The organism is Nocardiopsis sp. NPDC101807, from assembly GCF_044766605.1.
GTDB lineage: Bacteria > Actinomycetota > Actinomycetes > Streptosporangiales > Streptosporangiaceae > Nocardiopsis > Nocardiopsis tropica.
The window spans coordinates 324,358-349,402 of record NZ_JBIWMK010000007.1 but is presented as its reverse complement, the minus strand read 5'-3'; the positions used below and the strand labels follow the sequence as shown (position 1 = coordinate 349,402).

Sequence of the window (25,045 nt, the reverse complement as noted above, 5' to 3'; positions counted from 1 at the left end):
TTCGGAGCGTCCTGTTCCGGGTGTCGGCCCCGGCCCGCCGTCACACGGTGAACCAGGCGGTGACCACCGGAGGGCGTCCCGTCCTGAGCAGGGACAGGCTGATCGGCCCCCGTGGCAGCCCGTCCAGGGAGAACCGGCCGTCCTCGCCCACCGTCGGGCTGGCGGTGGCGCCGGGGCGGCGCACGCGCAGGACGGCGTGCTCGAAGTCCCCGGTGACGAGCCCGGACAGTGAGCGCGTAGGACCGTGCGCCCGGACCTGGAGGTCCACGGCCACGCCCCCGTGCTCGAACCGCAGCGCGGCGGTCACGGCGCCGTCCTCCGAGCGTGCCGCCTCGGTGTCCGGGACCGTGTCCGCGTGGGTCCGCGCCAGGTCCGCGGCGTCGTCCGAGCGGTCGAAGGCCGCCAGGGCGGCGGCCCTCCCGTCCGCCGGGCGTGGGGGCCGGGGGGCGGGGCCGGTGTCGGGGCGGTTCCTCACGTGGGTTCCTCCAGGAGGCGGCGGAGTCGGCGGAACACGCGGCGCCGCTGGTTCGAGGCCGCCCGGGGGTTCGCCGGGCCGTCGCCCTCCTCCGGGCGCCCGGTCCGGCCGGCGGCGCCGGGGCCGGACGGGTCGGCGAGGTAGGCGAGGGCGGCTCGCCGCTCGGCCGGGTCCGTGAGGCTGCGGATCGCGCGGTGGAGTTCCTCGCCGCGCTCGCCGCGCAGGTACTCCGCCTCGGGGTCCGGGGCCCCGGCGAGCGGGAGGGCCGCCAGGTCGTGGGGGTCCACGGCGCGGTCGAGGGATCCGGTGCGCCGCTGGCGGGCACAGGTCCGGTGGGCCACCCGGCGCAGCCAGGCGCGGAGCCGCCCGGGGTGGCGCAGGCGGGGCAGGTGCTGGTTGAGGGTGAGCCACACCGTCTGCACGGCGTCCTCGCGGTCGGGGCCGGAGAGCCGGTAGGAGCGGGCGATCGCGTTCACCACCGGCAGGTGGCGGTCCACGATCCCCTCCCAGGCGAGGTGGTCGCCGCGCAGCGCGCGCCGCACCAGGTCGGCGTCCTCCGCCGACCCGTCCGGGGCCTCGTCCGCCGCGCCCTGCGGGGGACGGTCGTCGGCCCTGTGCGGGGCCCCGGCGCCGTGGGCGGACGGCGGCCCCCCGCCACCCGCGCAGGCGGGGCCGGTTTCCGCGCGGTCCGGGAGGAGGCCGGGGCCGGGCGGCTCGGCGCGGGCGAGGCCGGTTCTGGCCGAAACCGACAACAGGAGGGGGGCTTCCTCCCCCGAAGGGGTCGAAAGTACGGTTTGAGGAGATGCCTGGGTGCCACGGATGTCCTCGTGCGACTGGTCTGACAAACCCGCCCCCACTATGATCGGACTCCCTGCTCGTCCGGGGCCCACGCTAATCCCTGGGGTCGCGGTCCGGGAGGGGAACGCTGGAAAATACCAGCTGGTGAGCTGGTTCTCAGGGTGCCCTTGGGGCACAATGGGGCAAAAGTATTCAGGCGGGTATGCAACCTTCTCGTGGTACGAGGGCGTCGGGGAAGCGCACTCGTTCGTATCAGGAGGTTCGGTGTCCGCACGTGGCGTCTTGTACGTCCACTCCGCGCCGGCGGCGCTGTGCCCACATGTCGAGTGGGCGGTCGCGGGCGTCGTTGGAGTACCCGTGAAACTCGACTGGGTCGCCCAACCGGCGGCTCCCGGCAACCACCGGGCCGAGCTCAACTGGCAGGGGAAGCCGGGAACCGCGGGCGCGGTGGCCTCGGCGCTGAACGAATGGCAGCGCCTGCGCTTCGAGGTGACCGAGGAGGGGTCGCCCGGGTGCGACGGCGTGCGCTACAGCTACACGCCGTCGCTCGGAATGTTCACCGCCGTCACCAGTGCCGCCGGCGAGGTCCTCGTGCCCGAGGGGCGGCTGCGCCACGCCATGGAGCGCGCCGCCGCGGACGGGACCGACCTCGCGGCCGAGATCGAACTGCTCACCGGGCGCGCGTGGGACGAGGAGCTGGAGCCGTTCCGCTACGCGGGCGACGGCGCGCCCGTCCGCTGGCTCCACGCCGTGGGCTGACCCGGGACCCGCCCCGCCGCGCGCCGCGGCGGACCGGCCCCGTCGGGTACGGGCGCCGCATGCGGCGCCCGCCGCGGCGGGGCGGGACCGCACCCCTTCGGCGTCCCGGCCGCGCCCGGTCGCCGGAGCGGCCTCAGGGCGGCTCCTCGTCGCCGGGCCAGATGGCCGAGGCCAGCAGGACGGCGGCCCAGATCCCCAGGGGCACCAGCGGCCAGTACGGCACGAGTTCCCCGCCCATCAGGCTGACCGTCCCCCACACACCGGTGAGGGCGACCGCCACCCCCGTCCACCAGCGCCACTCGTCCCCCCACTCCCGCCAGGGCACGGAGAGGGAGGGCAGGTCGCCCCCGGAGGGCGTGTCGCGGAACCGGGGGCCGTGGCGCGGATCCGCGCGGGGCGCCCCCGGCCCGGGGTCGGGGAGGTCCTCCGTGAGCGGCCGCAGGTCGCCGACGAGCACGGCGGTGAGGGCCAGGCCCACCCGGCGGTCGTACTCCTCGTGGTCCAGGCGGCCCTCGACGAACGCGACGGTGAGGCGGTCGACCGCCTGGTCGCGCTCGGCGTCCGAGGCGCGCATCCGGTTCGGCGGCAGAGTTCGGCCTTCCACTTCCCACCCCCAAAGGCGCGAGTTGGTGACCACACGATACGCGCCACGACCGGTGGGGAAAAGGGATCCGTGCCACCGGTTGGGACGCCTTGCGGGGACCTGTGGGACCGCAGGTCAGGAGGCCAGCCAGCGGGCGACGGCGCGGCATGCGGAGGGGTCCGCGCCGCCGACCAGGCCGGTGTGCTCGTAGGGCCCCCGGTACCCGAAGGGGGAGCCGTCCAGACGGGTGACCAGACCGCCCACCTCCTCCAGGACGAGCGCGGGCGCGGCCACGTCCCAGTCGCGCACCGGCACGTCCTTCACGAACAGGTGCGCCGATCCGTCGGCGATCAGGCACAGCTTCAGGGAGATGCTCCCGCTCTCCAGGTACCCGCCGTAGCCGAAGCGCTCCCGGACCCGGAGGGCGATCCCACGGGGCTCGGGGGTGTTGTCGGTGAGCACGCCCCGGCCGGGCGGGACGGCCCCGAGCCGGGGGAGGGGGCGCCCGTCGCGGCGCGCGCCCCGCCCGCGCACGGCGGTGTACAGGGTCTCCGTCTCCGGTGCGAACACCGCGGCGACCTCGGGCCGCCCCCCGATCACCAGCGCGGCCTGGGTGACGTATCCGGGGAACCCGTGCGCGTAGCTCGCCGTCCCGTCGACCGGGTCGATCAGCCAGTACCGGGGCGGCCGCTCCCGGCGCAGCGACGCGGGGTCCTCCTCGCTGACCACGGGGATGCGGTCGTCGATCGCGGCCAGGCGCTCCGACAGCGCCCGGTGGGCCAGGGCGTCGGCCCCGGCCTTGAACTGGTCCCCGTCCCAGGCCCCGCCGCGCGCGGCCGGGTCGGAGCGCCACGCGCGGAGCCGGTCGCCGACCGCCACGACCGCCTCGGCCATCGCCTCCGACAGGGGGTGGGAGGGGCTCGGGTACGGGCCGGGGGTCACCGCGCACGCGCCGGGGCGACGGGGACGGCGGCCGGCGCCGGAGGTGTGGCCGGCGGTGCGGGGGAGAGGCCGTGCGAGGCGAAGCTGGCCTCGCTGATGAACTCGTCCGTCCACCGCCGCACCATCGCCACGCCCTCCCGCCACTCATCGGTGAGCCCGGGGCCGCCGCAGACGGCCTGCCGGAGCAGCCCGGCGATCTCGTCCACCCCGGCGGCCGCGGTCAGCGCCGCCGTCGAGGAGAAGCGCGGGTTGATCTCGAAGACCCTCGGACGGCCCGCCCCGTCCAGGGCCAGCTGCACGTTGAAGGGCCCGTCGGCGCGCATCGCGGCCTGGACGGCCCGGCAGGTCCGGGCCACCTCGGGGTGGCGACGCGTCACCGCGTACCTGGTGACCCCCTGCTTGAGGACGACCTCCTTGGGCACGACGGCCTGGACGGCGCCGTCGCGCCACACCACCACCGAGACCGTGTACTCCGGTCCGGTGATCCGCTCCTGCACGATGAGCTCGTCGGCCGCGTAGCCGCTCTCGGCCACGGCCCGGGCCACGTCGCCGACCGATGCGACGACCGCCACCCCGCGGCTGCCGCGCCCCCTGCGCGGTTTGACGACGAGGCCGTCCGGGGCGGCGGACTCCGGCACGGGGGGCCGCTCCGAGGCGAGCCAGGTGCGGGGGGTCCCGACGCCGGCGTGCTCCAGCTCCCGCATGAGGGCGTACTTGTCCAGGCAGGTGGCGACGAACTCCGGCCGGGGCAGGAGCACGGCCAGGCCGTCCCCCGAGAGCTCCCCGGCCCGGGCCAGCTCCTCGTCCACGAGCGGGACGATCGCGACGGCCCCCTCCTCGGCGCACAGGGCCCTCATCCGCGGCAGGAACGCCTCGCTGTCCCCGGGCGGGACCAGGTGGCCGCGGTCGGCGAGGTACAGGCCGGGAGCGGCGGGGTCGATGTCGGTGGCCACCACACGGAACCCCTGCTCGCGCAGGTGGAGGATGGTGCCGGGGGTGGGAGCGGACCCCGCCGTCGTGACGACGACGGTCGGCTTGCTCGGCGTCTGCTGTGGCACCGGTTGCACCCTTCCAAGCGTGTTCGGGAGGCGGGCCGGGGGACAGCCCGAGCCTAGACCGCGACGCGCCGGTAAGCCCGTGATTGGCCGAATCCGGTTGCCGGGACAACCGGACGGGCGGGTTGCGCGTGTATCAGGCGCCCCCGGGAGGAAAGGGCAGGGGGCGGTCGGCGCCGTGCCGCGCCGACCGCCCCCTCGGGTGCGCACGGGACCCGCCCGCGGGCCTACCCCTGCTCGTACACCGGAGTGACGAGGGCGCGGCCGATCGCGTGCGAGAACAGGTTGAAGCCGAGGAAGGCCGGGCTCGCCGACCCGTCCACGTCGAGGCGGGGGACGTCCACCGCGTGCACCGCGAAGAAGTAGCGGTGCGGTCCGTGCCCGGCGGGCGGAGCGGCGCCCACGTAGCGGTGGCCGCCCGCGTCGTTGCGGAGGGTGACGGCCCCCTCGGGGAGGCCGGAACCGTCACCGGCGCCCGTGGCCAGTTCCGTGACCCCGACGGGGATGTTCGCCACGGCCCAGTGCCAGAAGCCGCTGGCGGTGGGCGCGTCGGGGTCGAAGCAGGTGACGGCGAAGCTCCGGGTCCCCTCGGGGAAGCCGCTCCAGGCCAGGTGCGGCGAGGCGTCCTCGCCTCCGGCGCCCATGATCCCGCTGACCTGGGCGGTGGGCAGGGTCTGCCCGTCGGCGACGTCGTCGCTGGTCACGGTGAACGACGCGACCTGGGGCAGGAAGTCGTAGGGGGAGGGTGGCGTGGCCACGGAAGGGGCCTCCTTCGTTGGTCCGGGATGGCTGCCTCCGCCCGGCCGGGCGGGCCCGGGGGCGGATCCTACGAACATACGCCCCGGCGGCCGTGCCCGCTGCGGGCCGCGGCACCGTGTCGGCCGGCCCCGGAAGGGGGAGCGCGCGGGCCGCGCGGCCCGGTCCCGGCGGGGAGGGGGAGAAGACAACAAACCGACCGGGCGGTACGGTGCTTGTCGACACGGGGGAACGCACCCGAGCCGGTCCCCGGACACCGACAGGGAGTCGCCATGACCACTCGCTGGGGCATCACCATCCCGCTGGAGGGCGTCCCGCTGCCCGACCAGCGCGCCGTCGTCGAGCGGATGCCGGACCTGGGGTACACCGACGTGTGGTCGGCCGAGGCCAACGGCACCGACGGGTTCACCCCGCTGGCCCTGGCCAGCGTCTGGGCGCCGGCGCTGCGCCTCGGCACGGCGATCGTGCCCGCGTACACGCGCGGCCCCGCCACCCTGGCGATGAGCGCGGCGACCATGGCCGCGGCGGCGCCGGGCAGGTTCGCCCTGGGGATCGGCACCTCCTCCGGCGTGATCGTGGAACGCTGGAACTCCATCCCGTTCGACGAGCCGTACAAGAAGGTCCGGGACACCGTGCGGTTCCTGCGGACCGCGTTCACCGGCCGGAAGGTCACGGCCGACTACGACACGTTCAGCGTCCGGGGCTTCACCCTCGGCGCGGTTCCCGAGCAGGCCCCGCCGCTGCTGGTGGCGGCCCTGCGGCCGGGCATGCTCAGGCTCGCGGGCCGAGAGGGCGACGGCGCCGTCGTCAACTGGCTCTCGGCCGAGGACGTGCGCACGGTCGCCCCGTACGTCCGCGGGGACGGGGAGGACAAGGAGATCGTGGCCAGGATCTTCGTCGTCCCCGACACCGATCCGGACACCGCCCGCGGGATCGGCAGGTGGGCCGTGTCCGCCTACCTCAACGTCCCCGTGTACCGGGCCTTCCACGAGTGGCTGGGGCGCGAGGAGCTGAACCCGATGTGGCGCAAGTGGGACGAGGGGGACCGCAAGGGAGCCCTGGCCGCGATCCCCGACTCGGTGGTGGACGAGCTGATCGTGCACGGCCCCGCCGAGTACTGCCGCGAGCGCGTGCGCGCCTACGCGGACAACGGTGTGACGACCCCGGTGCTGGCCCCGATCGGCCAGGCGTCCGCGGACCCGGCGGCCCTCGTGCGGGCCCTGGCCCCCGGGGACTGACCGGAGCCCTCCGGGGCGGCGGGGGCGCTACCCGCCGCCCTCCGGCAGGGGGCCGAGCAGGCCGCGCGCCCGCAGCACCAGCTCCAGCTCGAAGCGCTCGGCCGGGTCGCGCAGCCGCTCGCCGAACAGCTCCTCCAGCTGGCGCATCCGGTAGCGCACCGTCTGGGGGTGGATGCGCAGCCGGTCCGCCGCCTCGTTGGCGTTCAGCCCCGACTCCAGCCAGGCCAGCAGGGTGTCGGCCATGCGCTCGCGCTGCGGCGCGCGGAGCCCCGCCAGCGGGGCCAGCCGGGTCCGCGCCATCTCGCCGACCAGCGCCGGGTCGCGCGTCAGCAGCAGGGCGGGCAGGTGGTCGCTCCACCGCTGCACGCCCCCGCCGGTGACGAGCCCGGCCCTCACCAGCTCGGAGAGGTCGCGGGCACGCGCCAGCGACACGGGCACGCGGTCCAGGGGGACGCTCGGCCCGAGCACGGCGTCGGCCCCGCGCAGCGAGCGCTCCAGCGACCGCAGCCTGCCGGGCCCCTCCGGGTCGGGCACCAGCGCGCACGGCTCCGCCCGGTCCAGGTCGGCCAGCACGTCCGGCGGCAGGGCTGCCGTCCGTCCGGCCGGTCCGTCCTGGAGCAGCAGGGCCACGGCCACCCGCTCGGGGGCCCGCCACCGGGCGGCCCCGGCCAGCGCCGCCACCGCGCGCGCGTCGTACTCCGCGCCCGTCTCGGCCAGCAGCGCCTCCAGCAGGCGGACCCGGCGCCGGTGCAGCGCGTCCGCGCCGGCGCCGCGCACGCGGGCGTGCCCCTCGGCGGCGGCGCCCGAGACCTCCTCCTGGAACACGAAGATCGCCTCGCCCACCACACCCATGTGCTCGCGGGTGAGGGCGTCCGCGCCGGCGAGCCTCCGCCACGCCACGGCGGCCGCCGCGCGCATCCCCGTGTGCAGGCACTCCAGCGTGCGCCCGTGTCGCGCCTCGGCGGCGCCCAGCGCCCGGAACTCCGCGGCCAGCGCGTCCGCGAGCGCGGGGGAGGGGCCGCCGACCTCCACCCGGTCCAGGAAGCCGTGCACACCGGCCGCCAGCGCCCGGCGCAGCCTCTCGGCGTCGGCGGGCCCCAGGGGGGCCGAGTGCTCACGCGACCTGCGCCGGAGGTCCTCCAGGGCCTCGTCGACGAGGGAGGGGACCTGCGCGCGCAGCCGCGCGCCGAGTTCCGGCGGGATCCGCGAGAACGGTTCCGTCCCCCGGTCCTCCCGCAGTGGGTGGGTCATGTCACCTCCGGCGCGGACGCGCGGCGGAGCCGCCCGTGGCACGCCCGCGCGTGCTCTGTGCGCCAGAAAGTACGGGTCTCGGCGGGACCCGCCGCGGTGACGGGTACCACACGGTTCCATATCACCAGAGCCCGGACGCGCGGACAACCCCGCCCCGCGCGGGGGAGGACGGCGCCGGAGGCCGGCGGGGCCCGGACCGTGGCCTTCCCGGCCCGTCCCGCGAAGCCGTCCGCGTCGCGGGCCCTCCGCGCGTCCGCCCGGGGCGAGGGGGCCGGGGCCGGCCCGCCCGGCGGCGCGCCTTCGGGGGCCCGGGCCGGGGAGGACCGTGCCCTCGGCCGTGCCCCGCCCGGAGGGCGCCGGGAACCCGGCGGTGCGCACCGGTGGTCGCCGGCCGGGTGGATGCGGTAACAATGGTGCGGACGCCCCGCCCGCCCCCTTCGGAAGGCCCCCCATGCGACGGCTGCTGCCCGCCCTGCCCCTGGCCCTGCTCCTCGCCGTGACGGCCTGCTCGGGAGGGGAGGAGCGGGAGGAGGCCGCCGGGCAGGCGGAGGAGGCGGACGCGGGGACGGGAGGGGACGCGGCGCCGGACGCCGAGGCCGACGCCCTGCGCGCCGCCGGGGGGTTCGTCGCCTCCCTCCAGGCCGTCGACGGCGAGGCGGGCTGCGCCCTGATCGACCCCGCCGCCCGGAACGTGCTGGTCGAGGCGTACGGGGGCGCCGACTGCGCCGAGGCCTTCCCCGCCTACGCCGAGTCCCTCCCGGACGCGGAGGGGGCCGAGGTCGGGGAGGCCGTGATGGGGACCGACCTGGACGGGGACATCCCGATCGCCACGGTCACCCTGGTCTTCCCGGGGGAGGACGACCCCGAATCCCTGGAGATGCGCCGGGACTCCGACGACCAGTGGCTGGCCACCCGGCTGCCCGGCATCAGCCTGGGCGGGGCCTGAGGAGCGGTTCGGGGGGCGCGGAAGGCCGCCGGGCGCGACCGTCCCGCCCCCGGCCCGCCGCCGAAGGCGGAGCCCCCGGGAGAGGGGCCGCGGGCCCGCAGCTCCGGGCGGGCCCCGCCGCGGAACGGGGCGGGGCCGCGGAGGCGCGGGCTCAGGTGAAGAGGACGTAGCCCAGGATCATCCCGCCCGCCACGACCACGACGGCCAGGAGCGGCCAGAGCCGGTCGGCGACGGCCCCCGCGGGGGAGGCCGCCGCGGCCGAGGGGGAGATATCCGCACGGTCGGGGAACTTCTGCGCACCGGTCACATCGCCTGTGATACCAGACACGGTGGGTCCCGCGGAGCCCCCCTCGACCCCGGAGGCGCCGGGGCGGGGGCCGGAGTCCCGGTGTCCTCCCTGGTCGGAGCGCTGTTCCTCCCCCACGGAGGGGGTGGGGTTTTTTGTTGCTCTTTTTCTGGCTCCGTCGGGAAAGGCGTGGTCCGCCCGAGGGGTTTCCCGTGGTCCGCCGGTCCCGGCGTCCGCGCCGACCGGGTTCGTTCCGGCGTCCGCGCCGGTTCCGCCGGCCCTGTCGTCCACGTCGACCGCGCCCGTTCCCGCGTCCGCGCCCGTCCCGGCGTCCGCCCGGCTCCGGCCGGTCTCCGGCGGCCCCTCCGCTCCGGCTCCGACGGACTCCGGGGTTCCCTCCGGCCCCGCCGACTCCGGGCTCCCGGCCACGGCCGCGCCGGAAGCGGCGTTCCCCGGCGCGTCGGGGACGGGCGCGGGGGGCTCCTCCGCGCTCCCGTGCCGGGCAGGGGCGAAGCCGTACTTCTCCTCCAGGGCCGCGGCGAAGCGTGCCGCGAGTGAGGCCGACACGGCGCTGACCGTGCCGGCGTCCAGTTCGGCGAACCGGCCGGTGAGGAGCAGGTCGGTGTCGACGGCGACCACCGTCCTCCCGGCCTCGGCCCACAGCCGTGCGGTCACCGTCGCCGAGGCGCCTCCGGCGCCCCGGCTGGCACGCCCGGACGCCTCGACCACCGCCCGGCGCGCCCCCTCGTCCAGCTCCGTGAAACGGGCGGTGCCGGAGTAGGCGGCCACGAGCGGGCCGACCTTCACCCGCACCGCGCCGGAGTACAGGGGGCCGTCGACGCCGGTCAGTCGCACGCCGGGCACGCACGGGGCCACCGCCTCCACGTCGGTGAGCAGGCGCCACACGCGCCCGACCGGCGCGTTCACGGTGAACTCGGTGCTGATCCTCACGGGGCGGTCTCCACTCGGGCCCTGGGGGAGGGGTGGGCCCCGGCGGGGCCGTGCCCGGGGTCCGTCGACAGGTCGGCGGACCCGTCCTCCGGAATCCGCCGACGCCGCCAGCGTACGCACCGCGCGGAGGTGGGGCGGTCCGTCCGGGAAACGCGGACGGGCCGATCAGCCGCGGCCGGTCCTCCGCTCCGCCCCGGGGCCGGGGGTCAGGGCAGGTGCAGCATGCCGGCGATCAGCCGGGCCGCCTCGACCACGGCCTCGCCGAAGGGCGCCGGGTCGTCCAGTTCGAGCACCGAGATCCCGATGCTCGCCACGGGGTCGCCGCGGGGGCCGGCCACCGGGGCGGAGACCCCCGTGACGGCGTTGGTCACCTCGGCGTGGGAGACCGCGTAGCCGCGGCGCCGGGCCAGCGAGACCTCCTCCCGCTCCCCCCGGCGCGGCGGCATGGCCGACAGCAGGGCCAGCCCGGCGGAGCCCTTGTCGAGGGGGTCCACCCGGCCGGTGCGGAAGGCGATGTGCGCCCTGGCGTGCCGCGGTTCGACGACCATGAGCGCGCGCGCCTCGTCCCCGCCCTCGGGCACCACCAGGTGCGCGGTGGCGCCCTGCGCCTCCGCGAGGTCGGCCAGGACCGGCCTCGCGACCTCGCGGAGGTCGACCTCGACCGACTCGGCGAGGGCGACCAGCCCGGGGCCGAGCGTGATCCGCTTGAAGGAGTCGCGCTTGCACAGCCGGTGCTCCTCCAGGGTGCGCACCAGCCGGTGGGCGACCGTGCGGTGCACCCCGATCCCCTCGGCGACCTCGGTCACCGACAGCCCGTGCGGGCTGCGGCTGAGCAGTTCGAGCACCTCGATCCCGTTGTGCAGGGTCTTGGACGTCCGTGTGTCCGGCTGTGGGGCCGGTGTGGTGGGCATCGGGCTCCTCTCGCAGGGCGAACATACACCCCCGCCCCCTTGACGCAGGTGACGTGGGACACATACGTTGACTTTTAATTGCACACCTAGTGCGATTATCGCACACCTGGGAGGGGCTCATGGACGGCACGCAGGTCATCGGCATCCACCAGCTCTACGCGCGCCAGTCCCACCTGATCGACTCCGGGGACGCCGGGGGATGGGCGGACACCTTCACCCCCGACGGCGAGTTCCACTCCCCGACCTATCCGGCCCCGGTCGTGGGCCGGACTCCGCTCCGCGACTTCGCCCGGGGCTTCGCCCGCGACGCCCGGGCCGGGGGAGAGGTGCACCGCCACGTGGTCACCAACGTGTACGTGGAGTCCCTGGACACGGAGGAGGCACGGGTCAGCGCCTACCTCCAGGTCATGGCGACGCGTGTGGCCGGCGGCACCCGGGTGCTGCGCCTCACCGCGCTCCACGACCGGCTCGTCCGGCACGGGGAGGACTGGCGCGTCGCGCGCCGCGACGTCCGGCGCGACGACACCGCCTGACCGGCCCCGGCCCCTCCCGCCGAGAACCCCCGCACATCCACCGAAAGGCACTTCCCATGACCCAGCACGAGGGCACCGGTCCGGCACGCGTCGTCGACCGCCCCATGGAGGCCGTCCACCCCGAGATGGCCGGGCGCACCGCCGTCGTCACCGGCGCGGCGCGCGGCATGGGCCGCGCCTTCACGGCGGCGCTGGCCGCCCGGGGGGTCGACGTCGTCGGCGCGGACCTCGACCACGCCGGGATGGAGCGGACCGCCGACGAGATCAACCGCGAGCTGGCCGGGAGGCCGGCCGGAGCCCGGCCGGGACGGGTCCGCGCCCACCGCGTCGACGTCGCCGACCCGGCCCAGCAGGACGAACTCGCCCTCGCCGCCGTCCGGGGGTCCGGCTCCCTCGACTACTGGGTCAACAACGCCGGGGTCTTCCCGTACGCCCTGGTCGGGGACATCTCCGCGGACCAGGTCTCCGCCGTCCTCGACGTCAACGTCAAGGGGGTCCTGCACGGGGCCCAGGCCGCCGCCCGCCACATGGGGCCGGGCGGCGCCATCGTGAACATGTCCTCGGTCTCCGCGGTGCGGGTGCGCCGGGGCCGCGCGGCCTACTGCGCCTCCAAGGCAGCCGTCGCCCACCTGACGGAGTCGCTCGCCGTCGAACTCGGGGACCGCGGCATCCGCGTCAACGCCATCGCCCCCGGGTTCATCGACACCGAGATGACCCGCTGGCTCCAGGACGACCCCGAGGCGCTCGCCGCCGCCCTCGACAGAGTCCCCCTGCACCGGGTCGGCTCCCCGGAGGAGGTCGTCGGCGTCCTGCTGTTCCTGCTCTCCGACAGCAGCCGCTACGTGACCGGGCACAGCATCGCCGTGGACGGGGGATCGCGCCATGTCTGAGCCCACCACCGGGGCGGAGGAGACCGTCGACGTCGTCGTCATCGGCGGCGGAGGGGCCGGGCTCGCCGCGGCGGCCACCGCGGCGGAGGCCGGCGCGTGCGTCCTGCTGTTCGAGGCCGAGAGCGGGCTCGGCGGGTCGACCCAGCTCTCCGCCGGGCTGTTCACCGCCGCCGGCACGAGCGTCCAGCGCGGCGCGGGCGTGGAGGACACCGCCGAGCGGTTCTACCAGCACTACATGGACCTGAACCAGTGGATGCTGGAACCGGGGCTCGTCCGCGCCTTCTGCGAGAACGCGGGGCCCACCCTGGAATGGCTCATCGGGCTGGGCGTGGAGTTCCCCGCGCGGATCTCCACGAACGCGCACATGCCCGGCCTGTGCCGGGCCGGCGTCGAGGACGTCCGGCGCGGCCACGTCCCCAGGGACCAGGGCCTCGGCCTGGTCCAGGCGCTGGCTGCCGCCTGCCGCCGGCACGGGGTCGAGACCGTGCTCAACACCCGGGTCGAACGGCTCCTGGCGGAGGACGGCCGGGTGGTCGGCGTCGTTGCCGACGGGGTCGAGGTCCGCGCGGGAGCGGTCGTGGTCACGACCGGGGGGCTCGCCCGGGACCCCGGGCTCCTCGCGGAGTACTACCCCGCGGCGCTGGAGGCGGGCGAGCACGCGTTCGTCGTCGCCGCCCCGGGCAGCCGCGGCGACCACATCCGCTTCGCGGACGGGGTCGGGGCCTCGGTCACCGGGGCGGGCTGGGGGCTGCGCCTGCCCACCGCCTACTTCCAGCGGTACCACCACTGGCAGTCCGGGTTCCCGCCCGTCGCGCGGGTGCACGTCAACCGGGCCGGGCGGCGGTTCATGGACGAGGACGCGTCCTACGCGGTCTCCACCGGCATCATCGACGCCCAGGACGGCCCCGTCTGGTGCGTCTTCGACGACAGGGCCAGGGCCTCCCTGCCCTCCGGCTACGCGGACTGGACGCCGGAGCGCGTCACGGAGGAGGCCGACGCGGGCAGGACGCTGCGGGCCGACACCCTGGAAGGGCTCGCCGGGGCGATGGGAGTGCCGCCCGGAGCCCTGCGCGCCACCGTGGACACCTGGAACGCCCAGCTCCCGCACGGGGAGGACGAGCGCTTCCTGCGCCACCTCAGCCTGCGGGACAAGGGCCAGGCGAACCCCGACCCCATCGAGGAGGGGCCCTTCCACGCGGCGCTCCTCCTCCCGACCGAACTCGTCTGCACGCACGCCGGGATGGAGATCGACCCCCGGGCGGCCGTGCTCGACCGCGAGGGCCGCGCCGTCCCCGGGCTCTTCGCCGCGGGAGAGGCCGGGGCCGGGGTCCTCGGACTGCGCTACGTCGGCGGCGGCAACGCCGTCGCCAACGCGATCACCATGGGCCGCATCGCCGGCCGCGGGGCGGCGGCCCGGGGCTGACCCCCGCGCCGCAACCCCCTCCCACCCCTCCGAACCACCGGGACCGGGCGGCTCGCACGCCCCGGTCCGACCCTGCCCGAGGAGGCAGCATGCCACTGGACCACAGGTCCGCGGACGGACCGGGCACGACGCCCGCCGACGGGGGCTTCCAGTCCCGGGTGAAGGTCATCCGCGCGGCCGTCATCGGCACCGTCGTCGAGTACTACGACTTCGGCATCTACGGGTACATGGCCACCTTCGTGGCGATGCTCTTCTTCGTGTCGGAGGACCCGACGGCGGCGCTCCTGGGCACGTTCGCCGCCTTCGCCGTCGCGTTCTTCATGCGCGTGCCCGGCGGCATCCTCTTCGGGCACATCGGGGACAGGTACGGGCGCAAGAAGGCCCTGTCGTGGACCATCCTCCTGATGGTGGCGGCCACCGCCCTGATCGGGATGCTGCCCACCTACTTCACGCTGGGCGTGTGGGCGACCGCCCTGCTGGTCCTGTGCCGCTGCGTGCAGGGGTTCGCGGCGGGCGGCGAGCTGGGCGGTGCCAACGCGTTCGTCGCGGAGTCGGCCCCCGCCCGCTGGCGGGCCACCCAGACCTCGCTGGTCAACTCCGGGACCTACCTCGGATCGCTGTTCGCCGCGCTGGTGGCGCTCGCGGCCACCTCGCTGTTCACCGAGCAGCAGATGCTGGACTGGGCGTGGCGGATCCCGTTCCTGCTCAGCCTCCCCATCGGCGTGATCGGCCTGTACATCCGCAGCCACCTCGACGACACCCCGCAGTTCAAGGAGCTGGCCGACCAGGGCGAGACGAAGAAGATGCCGGTCAAGACCCTCCTGGTGACCAACTGGCGGTCGGTGCTGAAGATCATCGGCCTGGGCGCGGTCATCACCGGCGGGTACTACATCGTCTCGGTGTACGCGGCCACCTACCTCCAGACCACGGCCGGCCACTCGTCGCAGCTGGCCTTCGCCTCCACCGCGGTGGCGATGGTGGTCGGCGCGGCCACTCTCCCGCTCTCCGGGTACCTGGCCGACACGATCGGCCGGAAGAAGGTCATCCTCCTCGGGAGCGTCGGCGCGACGCTCCTCGGGTTCCCGATGTTCATGATGATGGCCGCGGGCCCCGCCTGGGCCGCGGTCGTCGGGCAGTCGGTCCTGTTCGTCTGCGTCTCGGTCGTCAACGGGGCCTCGTTCGTCACCTACGCGGAGATGCTCAGCGCCTCCACCCGCTACAGCGGGATCGCGCTCGGCAACAACGTGACCAACACGGTTCTCGGCGGTACCGCGCCGTTCGTGGCGACCTGGCTGATCGGCGCGACCGGCCACTCGCTGGCGCCCGCGGCCTACTTCGTCCTGACCGCACTGATCACCCTGGTGACGGTCTTCTTCGTCACCGAGACACGCGGCACCGAGCTGCGCGTCGACTGAGCACCGGGCACACCGGGGAAGGAGCGGACATGAAGCACGGACTGGCCGGAAGGACCGTCCTGGTGACCGGGGCGGCCGGGGGCATGGGCCGGGCGGAGGCCCTGGCGCTGGGCGCCGAGGGGGCGCGAGTCTGGGTGGCGGACCTCGCGGAGGAAGGAGGGGAGGAGGTCGCGGCCCGGATCCGCGCGGAGGGGGGCTCGGCGCGGTCCGCGCGCCTGGACGTCCGCGACCCCGCGGGCTGGCGGGAGCTGCGCGACCGGATCGGGCGGGAGGACGGGCGGCTCGACGGCCTCGTCAACAACGCCGGGGTCAGCCACCGCTTCGGCATCGAGGACACCGCGGACGAGGACTGGCGGCGGGTGGTCGACATCAACCTGTCCGGCGTGTTCTACGGGATGAAGTACACGGCGCCGCTGCTGCGGGCCGCCGGTTCCGCCTCGGTGGTCAACGTGTCCTCCGTCGCGGGCATGACCGGCTACTTCGCGGCCGGCTACGGCGCGAGCAAGTGGGGCGTGCGCGGGCTGAGCAAGGTCGGCGCCCTGGAGTTCGCCGGGGCGGGGGTGCGGGTGAACTCCCTGCACCCCGGCCTGGTGGACACGCCGCTGCTCCGCTCCGGGTCGGACGACTTCGTCGACGAGAGCCTGCGCTCGGTACCCGCCGGGCGGGTCGCCGGCGCCGACGAGATCGCCGAGGTCGTGCTCTTCCTGCTGTCCGACGCCTCCCGCTACGTCACGGGCGCGGAGACGGTCGTGGACGGCGGCCTCACCTCCGGGGGCCTCTACCACCGGATCACCGGCGCCCTGCGGGAGGGCGGGGCGCGCTGACCGCGCACCGGCCCGGCCCCGCCCGCTCCGGCGCCCCCGTGCCGTCCGCGCGGGGGCGCCGGCCCTCCGGCACACCCCGGCCGCGCCGGTCCGGGGCCGGCGGCCCTCCCGGGGCCGGTCAGGGGGAGAGGACGCGCGCGTAGCGGTCGGCGGGGAAGCCGTCGCCCACGTACTCGTAGCCGGACCGCGCGCCGTACTGGGCCATGAGGCGGCTGCCCAGCAGCAGGGCGGCGTCGGCCCGCTCGCGCAGCCACACCTCGCCCCTGCTGCCCTCCGGCGCGTAGTCCCTGGTGAGGGCGGGCCCCAGGCTCTGGGCCTCCCGCACCGTCCCGCGCATGGACGCCTCGTACGAGAAGTAGGCCCGCTCGTGGTCGCCCTCGGCGAAGACCAGCTCCCCGGCCAGCGCCGTCGCGCCCATCAGGGCCAGGGCCGTCCCCTGGCCCGCCATCGGGTCCGCGGCGTGGGCCGCGTCGCCCACCAGGACGGTCCGGCCCCTGCTCCACACGTCCAGCCTGATCTGGGTCGACGGAGCGAGGCGCACGTCCGCCCCGCGCATGGCGCGCAGCAGGCCGGGGACCTCCCAGCCGTCCTCCCCGTAGACCTCCTCCAGGAAGCGGTACCTCGCCTCCATGTCCATCTCGGCCGGGGCGGCCGGGGTCCTGTTGCGCATCAGGAGCTCCACCTCCAGCCGGTCGTTGCCGGGGAACGTCGTGACGACGCACCCCCGGTAGGGCCACACGCGGCACATCATCACGTCGCTGACGCCGAGGTGGTTGTCGATCTCGAATGCGGCGAGGTTGGCGTCCAGGTGCTCGACCCGCCCGTCGGCGTCGGGGCCGAACACCAGCCGGCGGACGGGGGAGTCCGGGCCGTCGGCGCCCACCACCAGGTCGAAGCGGCGCCCGGGCGCGTGCGCGAAGCCGACGTCCACGCCGTCGGCGTCCTCGACCAGGGAGGTGACGGAGTCGCCGAAGAGGTACTCGACGCCGTCGCCCGCCCGATCGCGCAGGAGGCGGGACAGGTTCCCGCTCCTGATCGCGACCGCGCCCACGTGCCCCTGCGGCAGCACGATCGGCCGCTCGCGCCCGCTGATGTAGGAGTGCACGTCGGGGAGGGGCCCGCCCTCGGCCCGGACCCTCTCGCCCACGCCCATCCGGTCCAGCACGCCCATCCCCTGCGGGGACACCTCGACGAGGTGGCCGCCCGCCGCCGGCTCCGGCGCGCGTTCGACGACCGTCGGCGCGAACCCGTGCCGGGCCAGCCAGTGGGCGAGCACGGGGCCGGCCGCCCCGCCGCCCGCGATGAGCACGTTCCTGTTCCTGATCGGCACTCGAATCCTCCGGGTCGGGGACGAGGGCGGGGGGTCCGTCCGCCTCGCCCGCTGCGTGTGGGAGCCGTCCACGGGCCGTGGAACCCCCCAGGGGAACCGTACCGTCCGGACGGTGCACACCGCCGGGGAAGGAGAGCGCGGCGGGGTTCGCGGGCGGGGCCTTCCCGGCGGCGGTCCCGGGGGCTCGCGACGCCGCGTTCCCCGGGCGGCGCGGAGGGGCGGCGCGCGGCGCGGGACCGCGCCGGAGGGGGCCGGGGGCGCGTTCCCCCCGGGCGGGGCACGCGTGCCGTGCGGCCGTCGCCCCTGGCCCCGGCCCGTGCCGGGGAAGGCCGTCGGCCGGGTCCTCCGCACGCTCCGGGGGCCCCGTCCCGCAGGGCCGGAGAGGGCGCCGACAGGGGTCCACTTTGTCAGCATAAGAATAACTTTATTGATTTTATGTAGCCACGTCGTGATGCTTCTATCCACGTTCGGCCAGTGGGCCGAAAATGCCTTTCGGCATTCCGGTTGTGTCGGGCGAGGGTTTCGGAGAAGATCGTTCCGGCGAACCTCCGCGTCCTCCCCGGGTGAGGGGGTCGCCTCCGTGAAACGCACATGAGATCAGAAAGGATGGTGGAATGAAGTTTCTGTCCACCGTGGCCGCGGCGCTCCTGGGAAGCGTCCTCCTGGGGGCCTCCCCCGCACAGGCGGCGACCGGTGAGGTCGTGGTCTTCACGACCGAGTTCGAGGACCTCGTGCGCTACTCCGACCCCGCCTCGGGGAGCTGCGTGCGCCTCCCCGGAACGGCCCACGTCCTGGTCAACCTGACCGACGCGGACGTGCGCCTCCACGCCGGGACGCGGTGCCTGGGGCCCGGGGTGACCGTGGCGCCCGACCGGGGCTGGCACGCCCCGCCCAGCGGCCTGTTCAGCTTCTCCGTGGCCTGACCCGCGAAGAACGGACAAAGCGGCAAAATTAAGATTTTCTAGACCGTCTGTTTTGTCTGATTTTTCCCCCGGTTAAGGAATGGCCGAGGGCGGGGTTTGGGACGCGGGTGGAGGTTTCGCGTTTTGACGCCTTTTCCGTGGTGCTCCACGCTGGGTCTCCGTTCGATGGTTCCCTCCGCCCGGAAGGGCGCGGAACGAGGACGACGGCGAACGGAAAGGCGCGCACCCTCCATGCTGCACACCCTCATCGTCGGCCTGGGCAGATCGGGAAGAGGGCTGCACCTGCCGTCGCTCGCCAAGGCGCGGGCGGCGGCCCCCACCCTCTTCGCGCCGGGTCCGGTGATGGGCCACGACCCCCTGCGCCCCGGGGCGGACGGGCTCCTGGCGGTCGCCTCCCCCGAGGAGGCGGCGCGCCGGCGCCCGCCGCAGGACACCGTGGTCCACCTGTGCACCCCGCCCCACCTGCGCGCGGAGCCGCTGGAAACCCTGGCCCGCCTGGGCTACCGCAGCATCATCGTGGAGAAGCCGCTGGCCCTGGACCTCGTCGAACTGGCCGCGATCGCGCGGCTGCGCCGCCGCTGGGACCTCGACCTCGCCGTCTCCACACCCTGGTCGGCCAGCGCGCTGAGCAAGCGGCTGTCGGCCGCCCGGAGCTCCGGCGCCTTCGGGGAGCTGCGCGCGATCACGGTGCTCCAGCACAAGCCCCGGTTCACCAGGTCCCTGGGGACGCCGGGGCACCCCACCGCCTTCGACATCGAGGTCCCCCACGCGCTCGCCGTGGTCGTGGCGCTCGCGGGAGGCGCCGACGTCGCCGCGGCCGAACTGGAGGACATGGTCGTCGACGGGACGCGCCTGCCGGGCCTGGGCGGCGCCCGCCTGGACCTCGTGCACCACGCCGGCGTGCTCACCCGGGTCGAGTCCGACCTGACCTCCCCGCTGCGCGAGCGGCGCATCGTGCTGGAGTTCGACGAGGTCGTCCTGACCGGCCACTACCCGTGCAGCGAGGCCGACCACACCGCCCAGCTGTCGGTGGCGGCGCCGGGGCGGGCCCCCAGCCGCTCGGTCTTCCACGACGACGCCTTCACCGCGTTCCTGCGCGCCTGCTACACCCGCTACTCCCGGCCCCGGCGCGTCCGGGGGGACCTGCCCGTCCACGTGGAGGCCGTCCGCCTGCTGTCCGAGGCCAAGAACCTCTGCTCCCCCCGCACCGACGACCCCCGGGAGGCCGGCAGTGCCGTCCGCGTCTGAGACCCCCCGCCTGGCCGGGATCGGCGACGAGGCCGCCCCCGGGCTGCCCGGCCAGATCGCCGCCGTGCGCGCGCTCGGCTGGAACCTGCTGGAGCTGCGCACCCTGGACGGGGTGCCGGTGGCAGAGACGGACGACGCCGCCTTCGCGCGGGCCGCGGAGCGCATCCGCGCGGCCGGGGTGGAGGTGGTCGCCGTCGCCGCCAAGATCGGCGACTGGTCCCGGCCCGCCACCGGGGACTTCGCCGTCGACCTGGCCGAGCTGGACGTGCTCGCCCGGCGCTGCGCGGCCCTGGGCACGCGCACGGTGCGGATCATGTCCTTCCCCTCCGGGGGCCTGGCCGAGCCCGAGTGGGGGCGCGTGGTCCGCACGCGGATGCGCGTGCTGGCCGACCGCGCCGAGGACGCCGGCCTGGTCCTGGCGCACGAGAACTGCGCCGGATGGGCGGGGGAGGACGCCGCCCGCGTCCTGGACCTGCTGGCCCACGTCGACAGCCCGGCGCTGCGGGTGCTCTTCGACACCGGCAACGGCGTCGCCCACGGCTACGACGCCGCCGCGATGCTGCGTCCGCTCGTGGAGTACGTGGCCCACGTCCACGTCAAGGACGCCGTCGACGCCCCCGGCGGGGACACCGCCTACGTGCTGCCCGGCCGGGGGCGGGCCGGGGTGGAGGAATGCCTGCGGATCCTCGCCGACCACGGCTACCGGGGCGCACTGTCCATCGAGCCCCACCTGCACCTGCGGCCCCACCTCCGGGGAGGCGGCGGCGACCCCGGCCGGGGGGACGCGGCCGGGTTCGTCGAGTACGGGCGGGTCCTGGAGGAGACGGTGCGCCGGGTCTGGCGCACGGAGGAGGTCCGATGACGCTCACCGGTGACGAGCGCTCCCTCCTGATGCGGCTGCTGACCACCCCCACGGCCGGCCCCCTGGAGACCGGGGACCGAGGCCCGGCGCCCCGGCTGTGGGAGGCCCAGCGCGACTACGCCCGCGCCGCCGCGCGGCTCGGGTTCCGGGTGGTCCGCCACGCCCCCGCCGACCCCGCCGACCTGGAGGCGCCCGGCGTGCCCGAGACGGTGCGCGAGGCCGCAGCGGACCCCGGCTTCCTCGCCTGCCAGCCCAGCCTGGTCCTGCGGCTCGGACCCGACACCGTGCCGCGCGAGCGCACGGTGATGTTCAACGTGCACATGGACACCGTCGCGGGCGGCCCCGCCGCCTCCTTCGACGGCGAGGTCTTCCGCGGCCGCGGCGCCGTCGACGCCAAGGGGCCCGCGGTGGCGCTCCTGGCCGGGGTGCGCGCCGCCCGGGAGCGCTCGCCGGGCCTGGGCCGCGACAGCGCCGTCCTCGTCCAGGCGGTCGCGGGGGAGGAGGGCGGGGCCATGGGGGTCCTCGGCACCCGCCCCCTGGTCGGACTGGGGCACACCGGCCGCCTCAACGTGTTCTGCGAGCCCACGTCCGGACGGTTCCTCACCCGCTCCACGGCCTCGATGACCGCCCGCGTCTCGGTGCGCGGCGACGACGCCGTGGACGACCGGCCCCACAGCGGGCACAACGCCTCGGTGCTGCTGGGGTACCTCGCCCAGCGCATGGGCCGCTCCCTGGACGCCCACGCCCGGAACGGCGCGGTGTGCGTGGCCGGGCTGCACACGGGCACGCTGCACAACCGCGTGTACGGCTCCGGCGACCTGCTCCTCAACCTGTCCTACGCCGACGCCCGCGCCGGCAGGACCCTGGAGGAGGCGGTGCGGGACGCCTTCGACACCGCGCTGGCGGAGTTCGGCTCCGCCTTCGCCGACACCGCCCTCTTCGCCCGGACCGCGGCCGACGCGCGCCGCCTCACCCGCCTGGACTGGCCCAAGCGCGGCCTGCCCGTCCTGGACGACCGCGACCGGTGGGGCCACGACCTGCTGCGCCGGGCGGGGGTGCCCGCCTGGCCGGCCGGCGAGCCCGCCTTCACCTGCGACGCCATCTGGATGGCGGACGTCCCGGGCTCCTGCACCGTCGTGCTGGGGCCGGGCGACCTGGACGCCGACGGCGCGCACGGCGACGACGAGCGCGTCCGCCTCAGCGACCTCGACGGGTACGCCGACACGGTGGCCCGTCTCCTGACCGCCTTCACCGACGAGACCGACGGAGGATCGTGACCACCCTCTCCCCAGAGTCACCGCAAGCACAGGAACGGTCGACCGTGACGGTCGACCACGGCGCGCTGCTCGCCTTCCTCACGGAGGTCTTCGCGGGCAGGGGCCTGCCCCGCGGCCGTGCCGCGGAGGCGGCGCGCGCCCTGTGCCACGGGGACCTCACCGGAATGGACTCCCACGGGGTCGCCAACCTGGCCGGGCTCTACCTCCCCCTGCTCGACGAGGGGAGGGCGGACCCCGGCGCGGAGCCACGCGTGGTGGCCGACCTCGGCGCCGCCGTGCTGCTCGACGCCCGGCGCTCCCTCGGCCTGTGGGCCGCCTCGGAGGCGATGGACCTCGCCGCGCAGCGGGCCGGGGAGCACGGGGTGGGCCTGGTGTCGGTACGCGGGGCCACGCACCTGGGCTGCGCCGGCTACCACGCACTGCGCGCGGTCGAACGCGGCATGATCGGCGTGGTCGCGAGCAACTGCGGCCGCCAGCGCATCGCACGGCCGCCGGGCGGGGCCGTGGCCCTGCTGGGGACCAACCCGCTCAGCGCCGCGGCCCCGGCCGGCGCGCACCCGCCGTTCCTGCTGGACATGAGCACCACGGCGGCGCCCACCGGCCGGGTCCGGCAGGCCGCCCGCGAGGGGCGGCGGCTGCCGGAGGGGGTGCTGTGCGACGACGACGGGGCCCCCGTCACCGACCCGGCGGAGTTCGACGCGGGGCGCGCGCACCTGATGTGGCTGGGCGGCGAGGCGGGGCGGTTCAAGGGTTTCGGCCTCGGACTGCTGGTGGAGGTGCTGTCCGCGGTGGTCTCCGGCGCCGGGCGGGGGCCGGACCCCGACGCCCTGGCCGGGGACGGCGGGCCCACCGGCCGGGACGACGACATCGGCTTCCTGATGCTGGCCATCGCCCCGGACGCGCTGCGCGAGGGGGCTCCGGCCGATGCCGAGGAGCTGTTCGGCGTGGTGACGGCGTGCCCTCCGGCCGCCCCCGGCGACCCGGTGCGCTACCCCGGCTGGCACGAGCACCGCACGGCGCGGGAGCGCCGGGCCGAGGGGGTGCCGCTGGCCGCCGGCCTGTACGCCGAACTGTCGGACGTGGCCGCACGGGCGGGGATCCCGGCGCCGGCGCTCGCGGGGGAGGGACGATGACGGAACCCCTGCGCGTGGGAGTGGTCGGCCTGGGGGTCATCTCCCGGTTCCACCTGGCGGCGCTGTCGGCCTCCCCCGACTGGGAGCTCGCGGCCGTGTGCGACCTCGACCCGTCGAGGGTCGCGGACCCGCCGCCGGGGGCGGCGGGCTACACCGACCACACGCGGATGCTGGCGGAGGCGGACCTGGCCGCGGTCGTGGTCACGGCCCCCAACGACGCGCACGCCCGGATCTGCGCCGACGCCCTCGCGGCCGGTGTGGCGGTGTGCGCGGAGAAGCCGCTCGCCCTGGACCTCGCGGAGGGGGAGGCCCTGGCCGCCCTGTCCCGGGACCGGGGGGTGCCGCTGACCACGGCCTTCCACCGCCGGTACAACTCCGGGTTCGCCGCGCTGCGGCACCGGATCGGGGAGCGCGCGGTGGCGGAGGTGACCGTGCGCTACCTGGAGCGGATCGAGGAGCACGCCGGGGAGGACACCTGGTACCTGGATCCGGGCCGCTGCGGCGGCGGGTGCGTGGCCGACAACGGACCCAACGCCTTCGACCTGGTGGAGGCCCTGCTGGGCCGGGCCGAGGTGACCGGGGCCCGGGTGGAGTACGACGCCGCGGGGGTGGACCGGAGGGCGGACGTCGCCCTGCGGGCGGGGGGAGCCCGTGCCCGGGTGCTGCTGGACTGGTCCCATCCGGGGGAGTGCAAGGACGTGGTGGTGAGAACGGCGGACGGGCAGGTGTGGGCGGCCGACCTGCTGGCCGGACGCCCCGCCTTCAAGGAGTCCCTGTGGCACGAGTACGAGGGCATCGCCGCCGACTTCGCGCGCCGGGTGCGCGAGGGCCGGACCGACGACGGCGCGGGGGTGTCGGCGCTGCGCCTGGTCGGCGAGGCCTACCGCGCGGCGGAGCTCGAAGAGAGGGCCGCCCGGTGAACCCGCACGAGGACGGTGCCAAGCGCGACGTGGCCGCCACCCTGCTCAAGGTCCTGGTCCACCGCAGGACCGAGCGCGGCATGCGGCTGGAACCGTTCGCGAGCCGGTGCGTGCGCGCGGGAGAGGTCCACGAGCTGGTCGCCACCGACCACACCGACACCGCGGAGGGCGCCCGGATCGACCGGGTGGGGTTCCTGGGGTTCGCCGAGATCACCGCCGCCGGCGTCGTGGACCGGGGCGACGAGGTGTGGATCGGTCCGCGCCGGGTGGGCGTGGTGCTGGGGTTCGACGCCTGCCACACGCCGAACCACTACAACGTGCTCATCCACGCGGACCCGGCCCCCACGGGGCGCGACCTGGCGCTGCGCCCCGAGGAGCCGGTGGTGTTCCGGCAGGGGAGCCCCCGGACCGTGGCCGATCTCTTCCGGACACCGTCCGCGAAAATTGTCGAAGAATGTCCGAAATAAATTTGACGCAGCATCGATGATTTTCCCGGATTGGCTTTTCCGGGACCCTGGGGTCGGTAATATTCGAGTCGGGGGAAGGTGGTTCTCGAATCGCATTCGAGCCTCCTGTTCCCTGTTATTAATTCTGTTGTTCCCAACTATTCTCTTGAAGGAGAACGGATGACGACCGCCGTCAAGGCCAACGACCGCCTCGAAGAGCGCTTCCGCCTGTGGGACCACAACGGCAACGGCGTGATCGAGCGCGCGGACTTCGAGCAGGAGATCGAGGGCATCCTCAGCCGCTTCGGCGTCGAGGCCTCGGCCCCCGGCGCGGAGGGCCTGCGTGGCGCCTACCTCGGCCTGTTCGACCGCCTGGCGCGGGCCGCGGGCACCGAGCGGATGAGCAAGGAGGACTTCGTCCGGGCCGCCGAGAGCGAGATCGTCAGCAAGGGCGACGCCGGTTTCTCGGAGGTCCTCCAGCCGACCGTCCAGGCGATCATGGCCATCGCCGACGCCGACGGCGACGGCCGGATCAGCCCGACCGAGCTGGAGCGGTGGTTCGACGCCATCGGCCTGAACGCCGCCCAGGCCGCCGACGCCTTCGGTGAGATCGACACCGACGGCGACGGCGTCCTCACCGTCACCGAGCTGGTCGCCGCGGTGCGCGACTACCACCTCGGCAAGAACGACATCCCCCTCCTGGGCGTCTGACCCCCCTCGGGTCCCGTCCCCCTTCCGGCCCCGCCCCCCCCCCCCGCCGCCCGGGGCCCGGCCCCCCCCCCCCCCCCCCCCCCAAAAAACCCCCCCCCCCCCCCCCCCCCCCCGCGCGGCGCCCCGGGGGGGGGCGCGGCGGGGGGGGGCCCCCCCCCG

The 25,045-nt window shown here is 75.7% G+C and carries 26 protein-coding genes; 16 read left to right on the top strand and 10 right to left on the bottom strand.

All coding sequences use genetic code 11. The features are described from left to right. Positions 1–40: 40 nt before the first annotated feature. Both ACIRPH_RS22910 and ACIRPH_RS22905 read right to left on the bottom strand, forming a co-directional pair. Positions 41–475: a hypothetical protein gene (locus tag ACIRPH_RS22910; protein WP_402917474.1), complete on the bottom strand. Its 435-nt coding sequence runs from the start codon at positions 473–475 to the stop codon at positions 41–43. Further along, on the bottom strand, positions 472–1,227 hold the full coding sequence (locus ACIRPH_RS22905; RefSeq protein ID WP_402917471.1) for an RNA polymerase sigma factor: 756 nt from the start codon (positions 1,225–1,227) through the stop codon (positions 472–474). Before ACIRPH_RS22905 ends, ACIRPH_RS22910 begins: the two co-directional genes overlap by 4 nt. Positions 1,228–1,537: 310 nt before the next feature. Here ACIRPH_RS22905 and ACIRPH_RS22900 point away from each other — a divergent pair, with 310 nt between their 5' ends. Beyond that, positions 1,538–2,032 (top strand): DUF3145 domain-containing protein, encoded by a 495-nt coding sequence (locus ACIRPH_RS22900; RefSeq protein ID WP_402917469.1) that lies wholly within the window; start codon positions 1,538–1,540, stop codon positions 2,030–2,032. A 133-nt stretch (positions 2,033–2,165) separates the two neighbouring features. Here ACIRPH_RS22900 and ACIRPH_RS22895 read toward each other — a convergent pair whose 3' ends face one another. The 4 genes from ACIRPH_RS22895 to ACIRPH_RS22880 form a co-directional block, all read right to left on the bottom strand. Then, on the bottom strand, positions 2,166–2,636 hold the full coding sequence (locus ACIRPH_RS22895) for a DUF1707 domain-containing protein (RefSeq protein ID WP_402917466.1): 471 nt from the start codon (positions 2,634–2,636) through the stop codon (positions 2,166–2,168). 114 nt (positions 2,637–2,750) lie between these two features. Next, entirely contained in the window at positions 2,751–3,509 is a 759-nt protein-coding gene (locus ACIRPH_RS22890; protein WP_402917823.1) for an inositol monophosphatase family protein, read from the bottom strand. Between the two features lie 44 nt (positions 3,510–3,553). Further along, the gene (locus ACIRPH_RS22885; protein WP_402917464.1) at positions 3,554–4,615 is read right to left on the bottom strand and encodes an ATP-grasp domain-containing protein; all 1,062 of its coding nucleotides are present in this window, start codon (positions 4,613–4,615) and stop codon (positions 3,554–3,556) included. A 224-nt stretch (positions 4,616–4,839) separates the two neighbouring features. Beyond that, entirely contained in the window at positions 4,840–5,370 is a 531-nt protein-coding gene (locus ACIRPH_RS22880; RefSeq protein ID WP_402917462.1) for a YbhB/YbcL family Raf kinase inhibitor-like protein, read from the bottom strand. A 270-nt stretch (positions 5,371–5,640) separates the two neighbouring features. Between ACIRPH_RS22880 and ACIRPH_RS22875 the strand changes: the two genes are divergently transcribed. Next, on the top strand, positions 5,641–6,606 hold the full coding sequence (locus ACIRPH_RS22875) for an LLM class F420-dependent oxidoreductase (RefSeq protein ID WP_402917460.1): 966 nt from the start codon (positions 5,641–5,643) through the stop codon (positions 6,604–6,606). Between the two features lie 27 nt (positions 6,607–6,633). Here the strand turns inward: ACIRPH_RS22875 and ACIRPH_RS22870 are convergent, their stop codons facing one another. Then, positions 6,634–7,857, bottom strand: a complete 1,224-nt coding sequence (locus tag ACIRPH_RS22870) for a PucR family transcriptional regulator (protein WP_402917457.1) — start codon at positions 7,855–7,857, stop codon at positions 6,634–6,636. Between the two features lie 451 nt (positions 7,858–8,308). Here ACIRPH_RS22870 and ACIRPH_RS22865 point away from each other — a divergent pair, with 451 nt between their 5' ends. Beyond that, entirely contained in the window at positions 8,309–8,803 is a 495-nt protein-coding gene (locus ACIRPH_RS22865) for a hypothetical protein (protein ID WP_402917454.1), read from the top strand. Positions 8,804–8,954: 151 nt separating this feature from the next. Here the strand turns inward: ACIRPH_RS22865 and ACIRPH_RS22860 are convergent, their stop codons facing one another. Together ACIRPH_RS22860 and ACIRPH_RS22855 are read right to left on the bottom strand one after the other, a co-directional pair. Beyond that, positions 8,955–10,040 (bottom strand): SRPBCC domain-containing protein, encoded by a 1,086-nt coding sequence (locus ACIRPH_RS22860; RefSeq protein ID WP_402917451.1) that lies wholly within the window; start codon positions 10,038–10,040, stop codon positions 8,955–8,957. 206 nt (positions 10,041–10,246) lie between these two features. Beyond that, positions 10,247–10,951 (bottom strand): IclR family transcriptional regulator, encoded by a 705-nt coding sequence (locus ACIRPH_RS22855; protein ID WP_402917449.1) that lies wholly within the window; start codon positions 10,949–10,951, stop codon positions 10,247–10,249. A gap of 119 nt (positions 10,952–11,070) precedes the next feature. Between ACIRPH_RS22855 and ACIRPH_RS22850 the strand changes: the two genes are divergently transcribed. From ACIRPH_RS22850 to ACIRPH_RS22830, 5 genes are all read left to right on the top strand, one after another. After that, positions 11,071–11,484, top strand: a complete 414-nt coding sequence (locus ACIRPH_RS22850) for a nuclear transport factor 2 family protein (RefSeq protein WP_402917447.1) — start codon at positions 11,071–11,073, stop codon at positions 11,482–11,484. Positions 11,485–11,540: 56 nt separating this feature from the next. Then, a complete protein-coding gene (locus ACIRPH_RS22845) occupies positions 11,541–12,374 on the top strand; it encodes an SDR family NAD(P)-dependent oxidoreductase (protein ID WP_402917444.1) in 834 nt (277 codons plus the stop codon). Beyond that, on the top strand, positions 12,367–13,797 hold the full coding sequence (locus tag ACIRPH_RS22840) for an FAD-dependent oxidoreductase (RefSeq protein ID WP_402917441.1): 1,431 nt from the start codon (positions 12,367–12,369) through the stop codon (positions 13,795–13,797). The genes ACIRPH_RS22845 and ACIRPH_RS22840 overlap by 8 nt, the downstream gene beginning before the upstream one ends. A gap of 89 nt (positions 13,798–13,886) precedes the next feature. Further along, positions 13,887–15,212, top strand: a complete 1,326-nt coding sequence (locus ACIRPH_RS22835) for an MFS transporter (RefSeq protein WP_402917438.1) — start codon at positions 13,887–13,889, stop codon at positions 15,210–15,212. A 29-nt stretch (positions 15,213–15,241) separates the two neighbouring features. Continuing rightward, positions 15,242–16,036, top strand: a complete 795-nt coding sequence (locus tag ACIRPH_RS22830) for an SDR family NAD(P)-dependent oxidoreductase (RefSeq protein WP_402917435.1) — start codon at positions 15,242–15,244, stop codon at positions 16,034–16,036. Between the two features lie 118 nt (positions 16,037–16,154). On the opposite strand, the gene ACIRPH_RS22825 is transcribed toward ACIRPH_RS22830, so the two are convergent. Then, a complete protein-coding gene (locus ACIRPH_RS22825) occupies positions 16,155–17,366 on the bottom strand; it encodes an FAD-dependent monooxygenase (protein ID WP_402917433.1) in 1,212 nt (403 codons plus the stop codon). 614 nt (positions 17,367–17,980) lie between these two features. On the opposite strand from ACIRPH_RS22825, the gene ACIRPH_RS22820 reads away from it, so the two are divergent. From ACIRPH_RS22820 to ACIRPH_RS22785, 8 genes are all read left to right on the top strand, one after another. Beyond that, positions 17,981–18,289, top strand: coding sequence for a hypothetical protein (locus ACIRPH_RS22820; RefSeq protein WP_402917431.1), 309 nt, complete (start codon positions 17,981–17,983; stop codon positions 18,287–18,289). 231 nt (positions 18,290–18,520) lie between these two features. After that, a complete protein-coding gene (locus ACIRPH_RS22815) occupies positions 18,521–19,537 on the top strand; it encodes an oxidoreductase (protein ID WP_402917429.1) in 1,017 nt (338 codons plus the stop codon). Then, the gene (locus ACIRPH_RS22810) at positions 19,521–20,399 is read left to right on the top strand and encodes a sugar phosphate isomerase/epimerase family protein (protein ID WP_402917426.1); all 879 of its coding nucleotides are present in this window, start codon (positions 19,521–19,523) and stop codon (positions 20,397–20,399) included. Before ACIRPH_RS22815 ends, ACIRPH_RS22810 begins: the two co-directional genes overlap by 17 nt. Then, positions 20,396–21,676 carry a M20/M25/M40 family metallo-hydrolase gene (locus ACIRPH_RS22805; protein WP_402917423.1) on the top strand — a complete coding sequence of 427 codons (1,281 nt, stop codon included), beginning with the start codon at positions 20,396–20,398 and terminating at the stop codon, positions 21,674–21,676. The genes ACIRPH_RS22810 and ACIRPH_RS22805 overlap by 4 nt, the downstream gene beginning before the upstream one ends. A gap of 44 nt (positions 21,677–21,720) precedes the next feature. Continuing rightward, positions 21,721–22,809 carry an Ldh family oxidoreductase gene (locus ACIRPH_RS22800; RefSeq protein ID WP_402917420.1) on the top strand — a complete coding sequence of 363 codons (1,089 nt, stop codon included), beginning with the start codon at positions 21,721–21,723 and terminating at the stop codon, positions 22,807–22,809. Further along, entirely contained in the window at positions 22,806–23,729 is a 924-nt protein-coding gene (locus tag ACIRPH_RS22795) for a Gfo/Idh/MocA family protein (protein ID WP_402917417.1), read from the top strand. The genes ACIRPH_RS22800 and ACIRPH_RS22795 overlap by 4 nt, the downstream gene beginning before the upstream one ends. Beyond that, positions 23,726–24,196: a DUF6917 domain-containing protein gene (locus ACIRPH_RS22790; protein ID WP_402917414.1), complete on the top strand. Its 471-nt coding sequence runs from the start codon at positions 23,726–23,728 to the stop codon at positions 24,194–24,196. Before ACIRPH_RS22795 ends, ACIRPH_RS22790 begins: the two co-directional genes overlap by 4 nt. Before the next feature lie 159 nt (positions 24,197–24,355). Further along, positions 24,356–24,886, top strand: a complete 531-nt coding sequence (locus tag ACIRPH_RS22785; protein WP_402917412.1) for an EF-hand domain-containing protein — start codon at positions 24,356–24,358, stop codon at positions 24,884–24,886. Positions 24,887–25,045 lie beyond the last annotated feature (159 nt).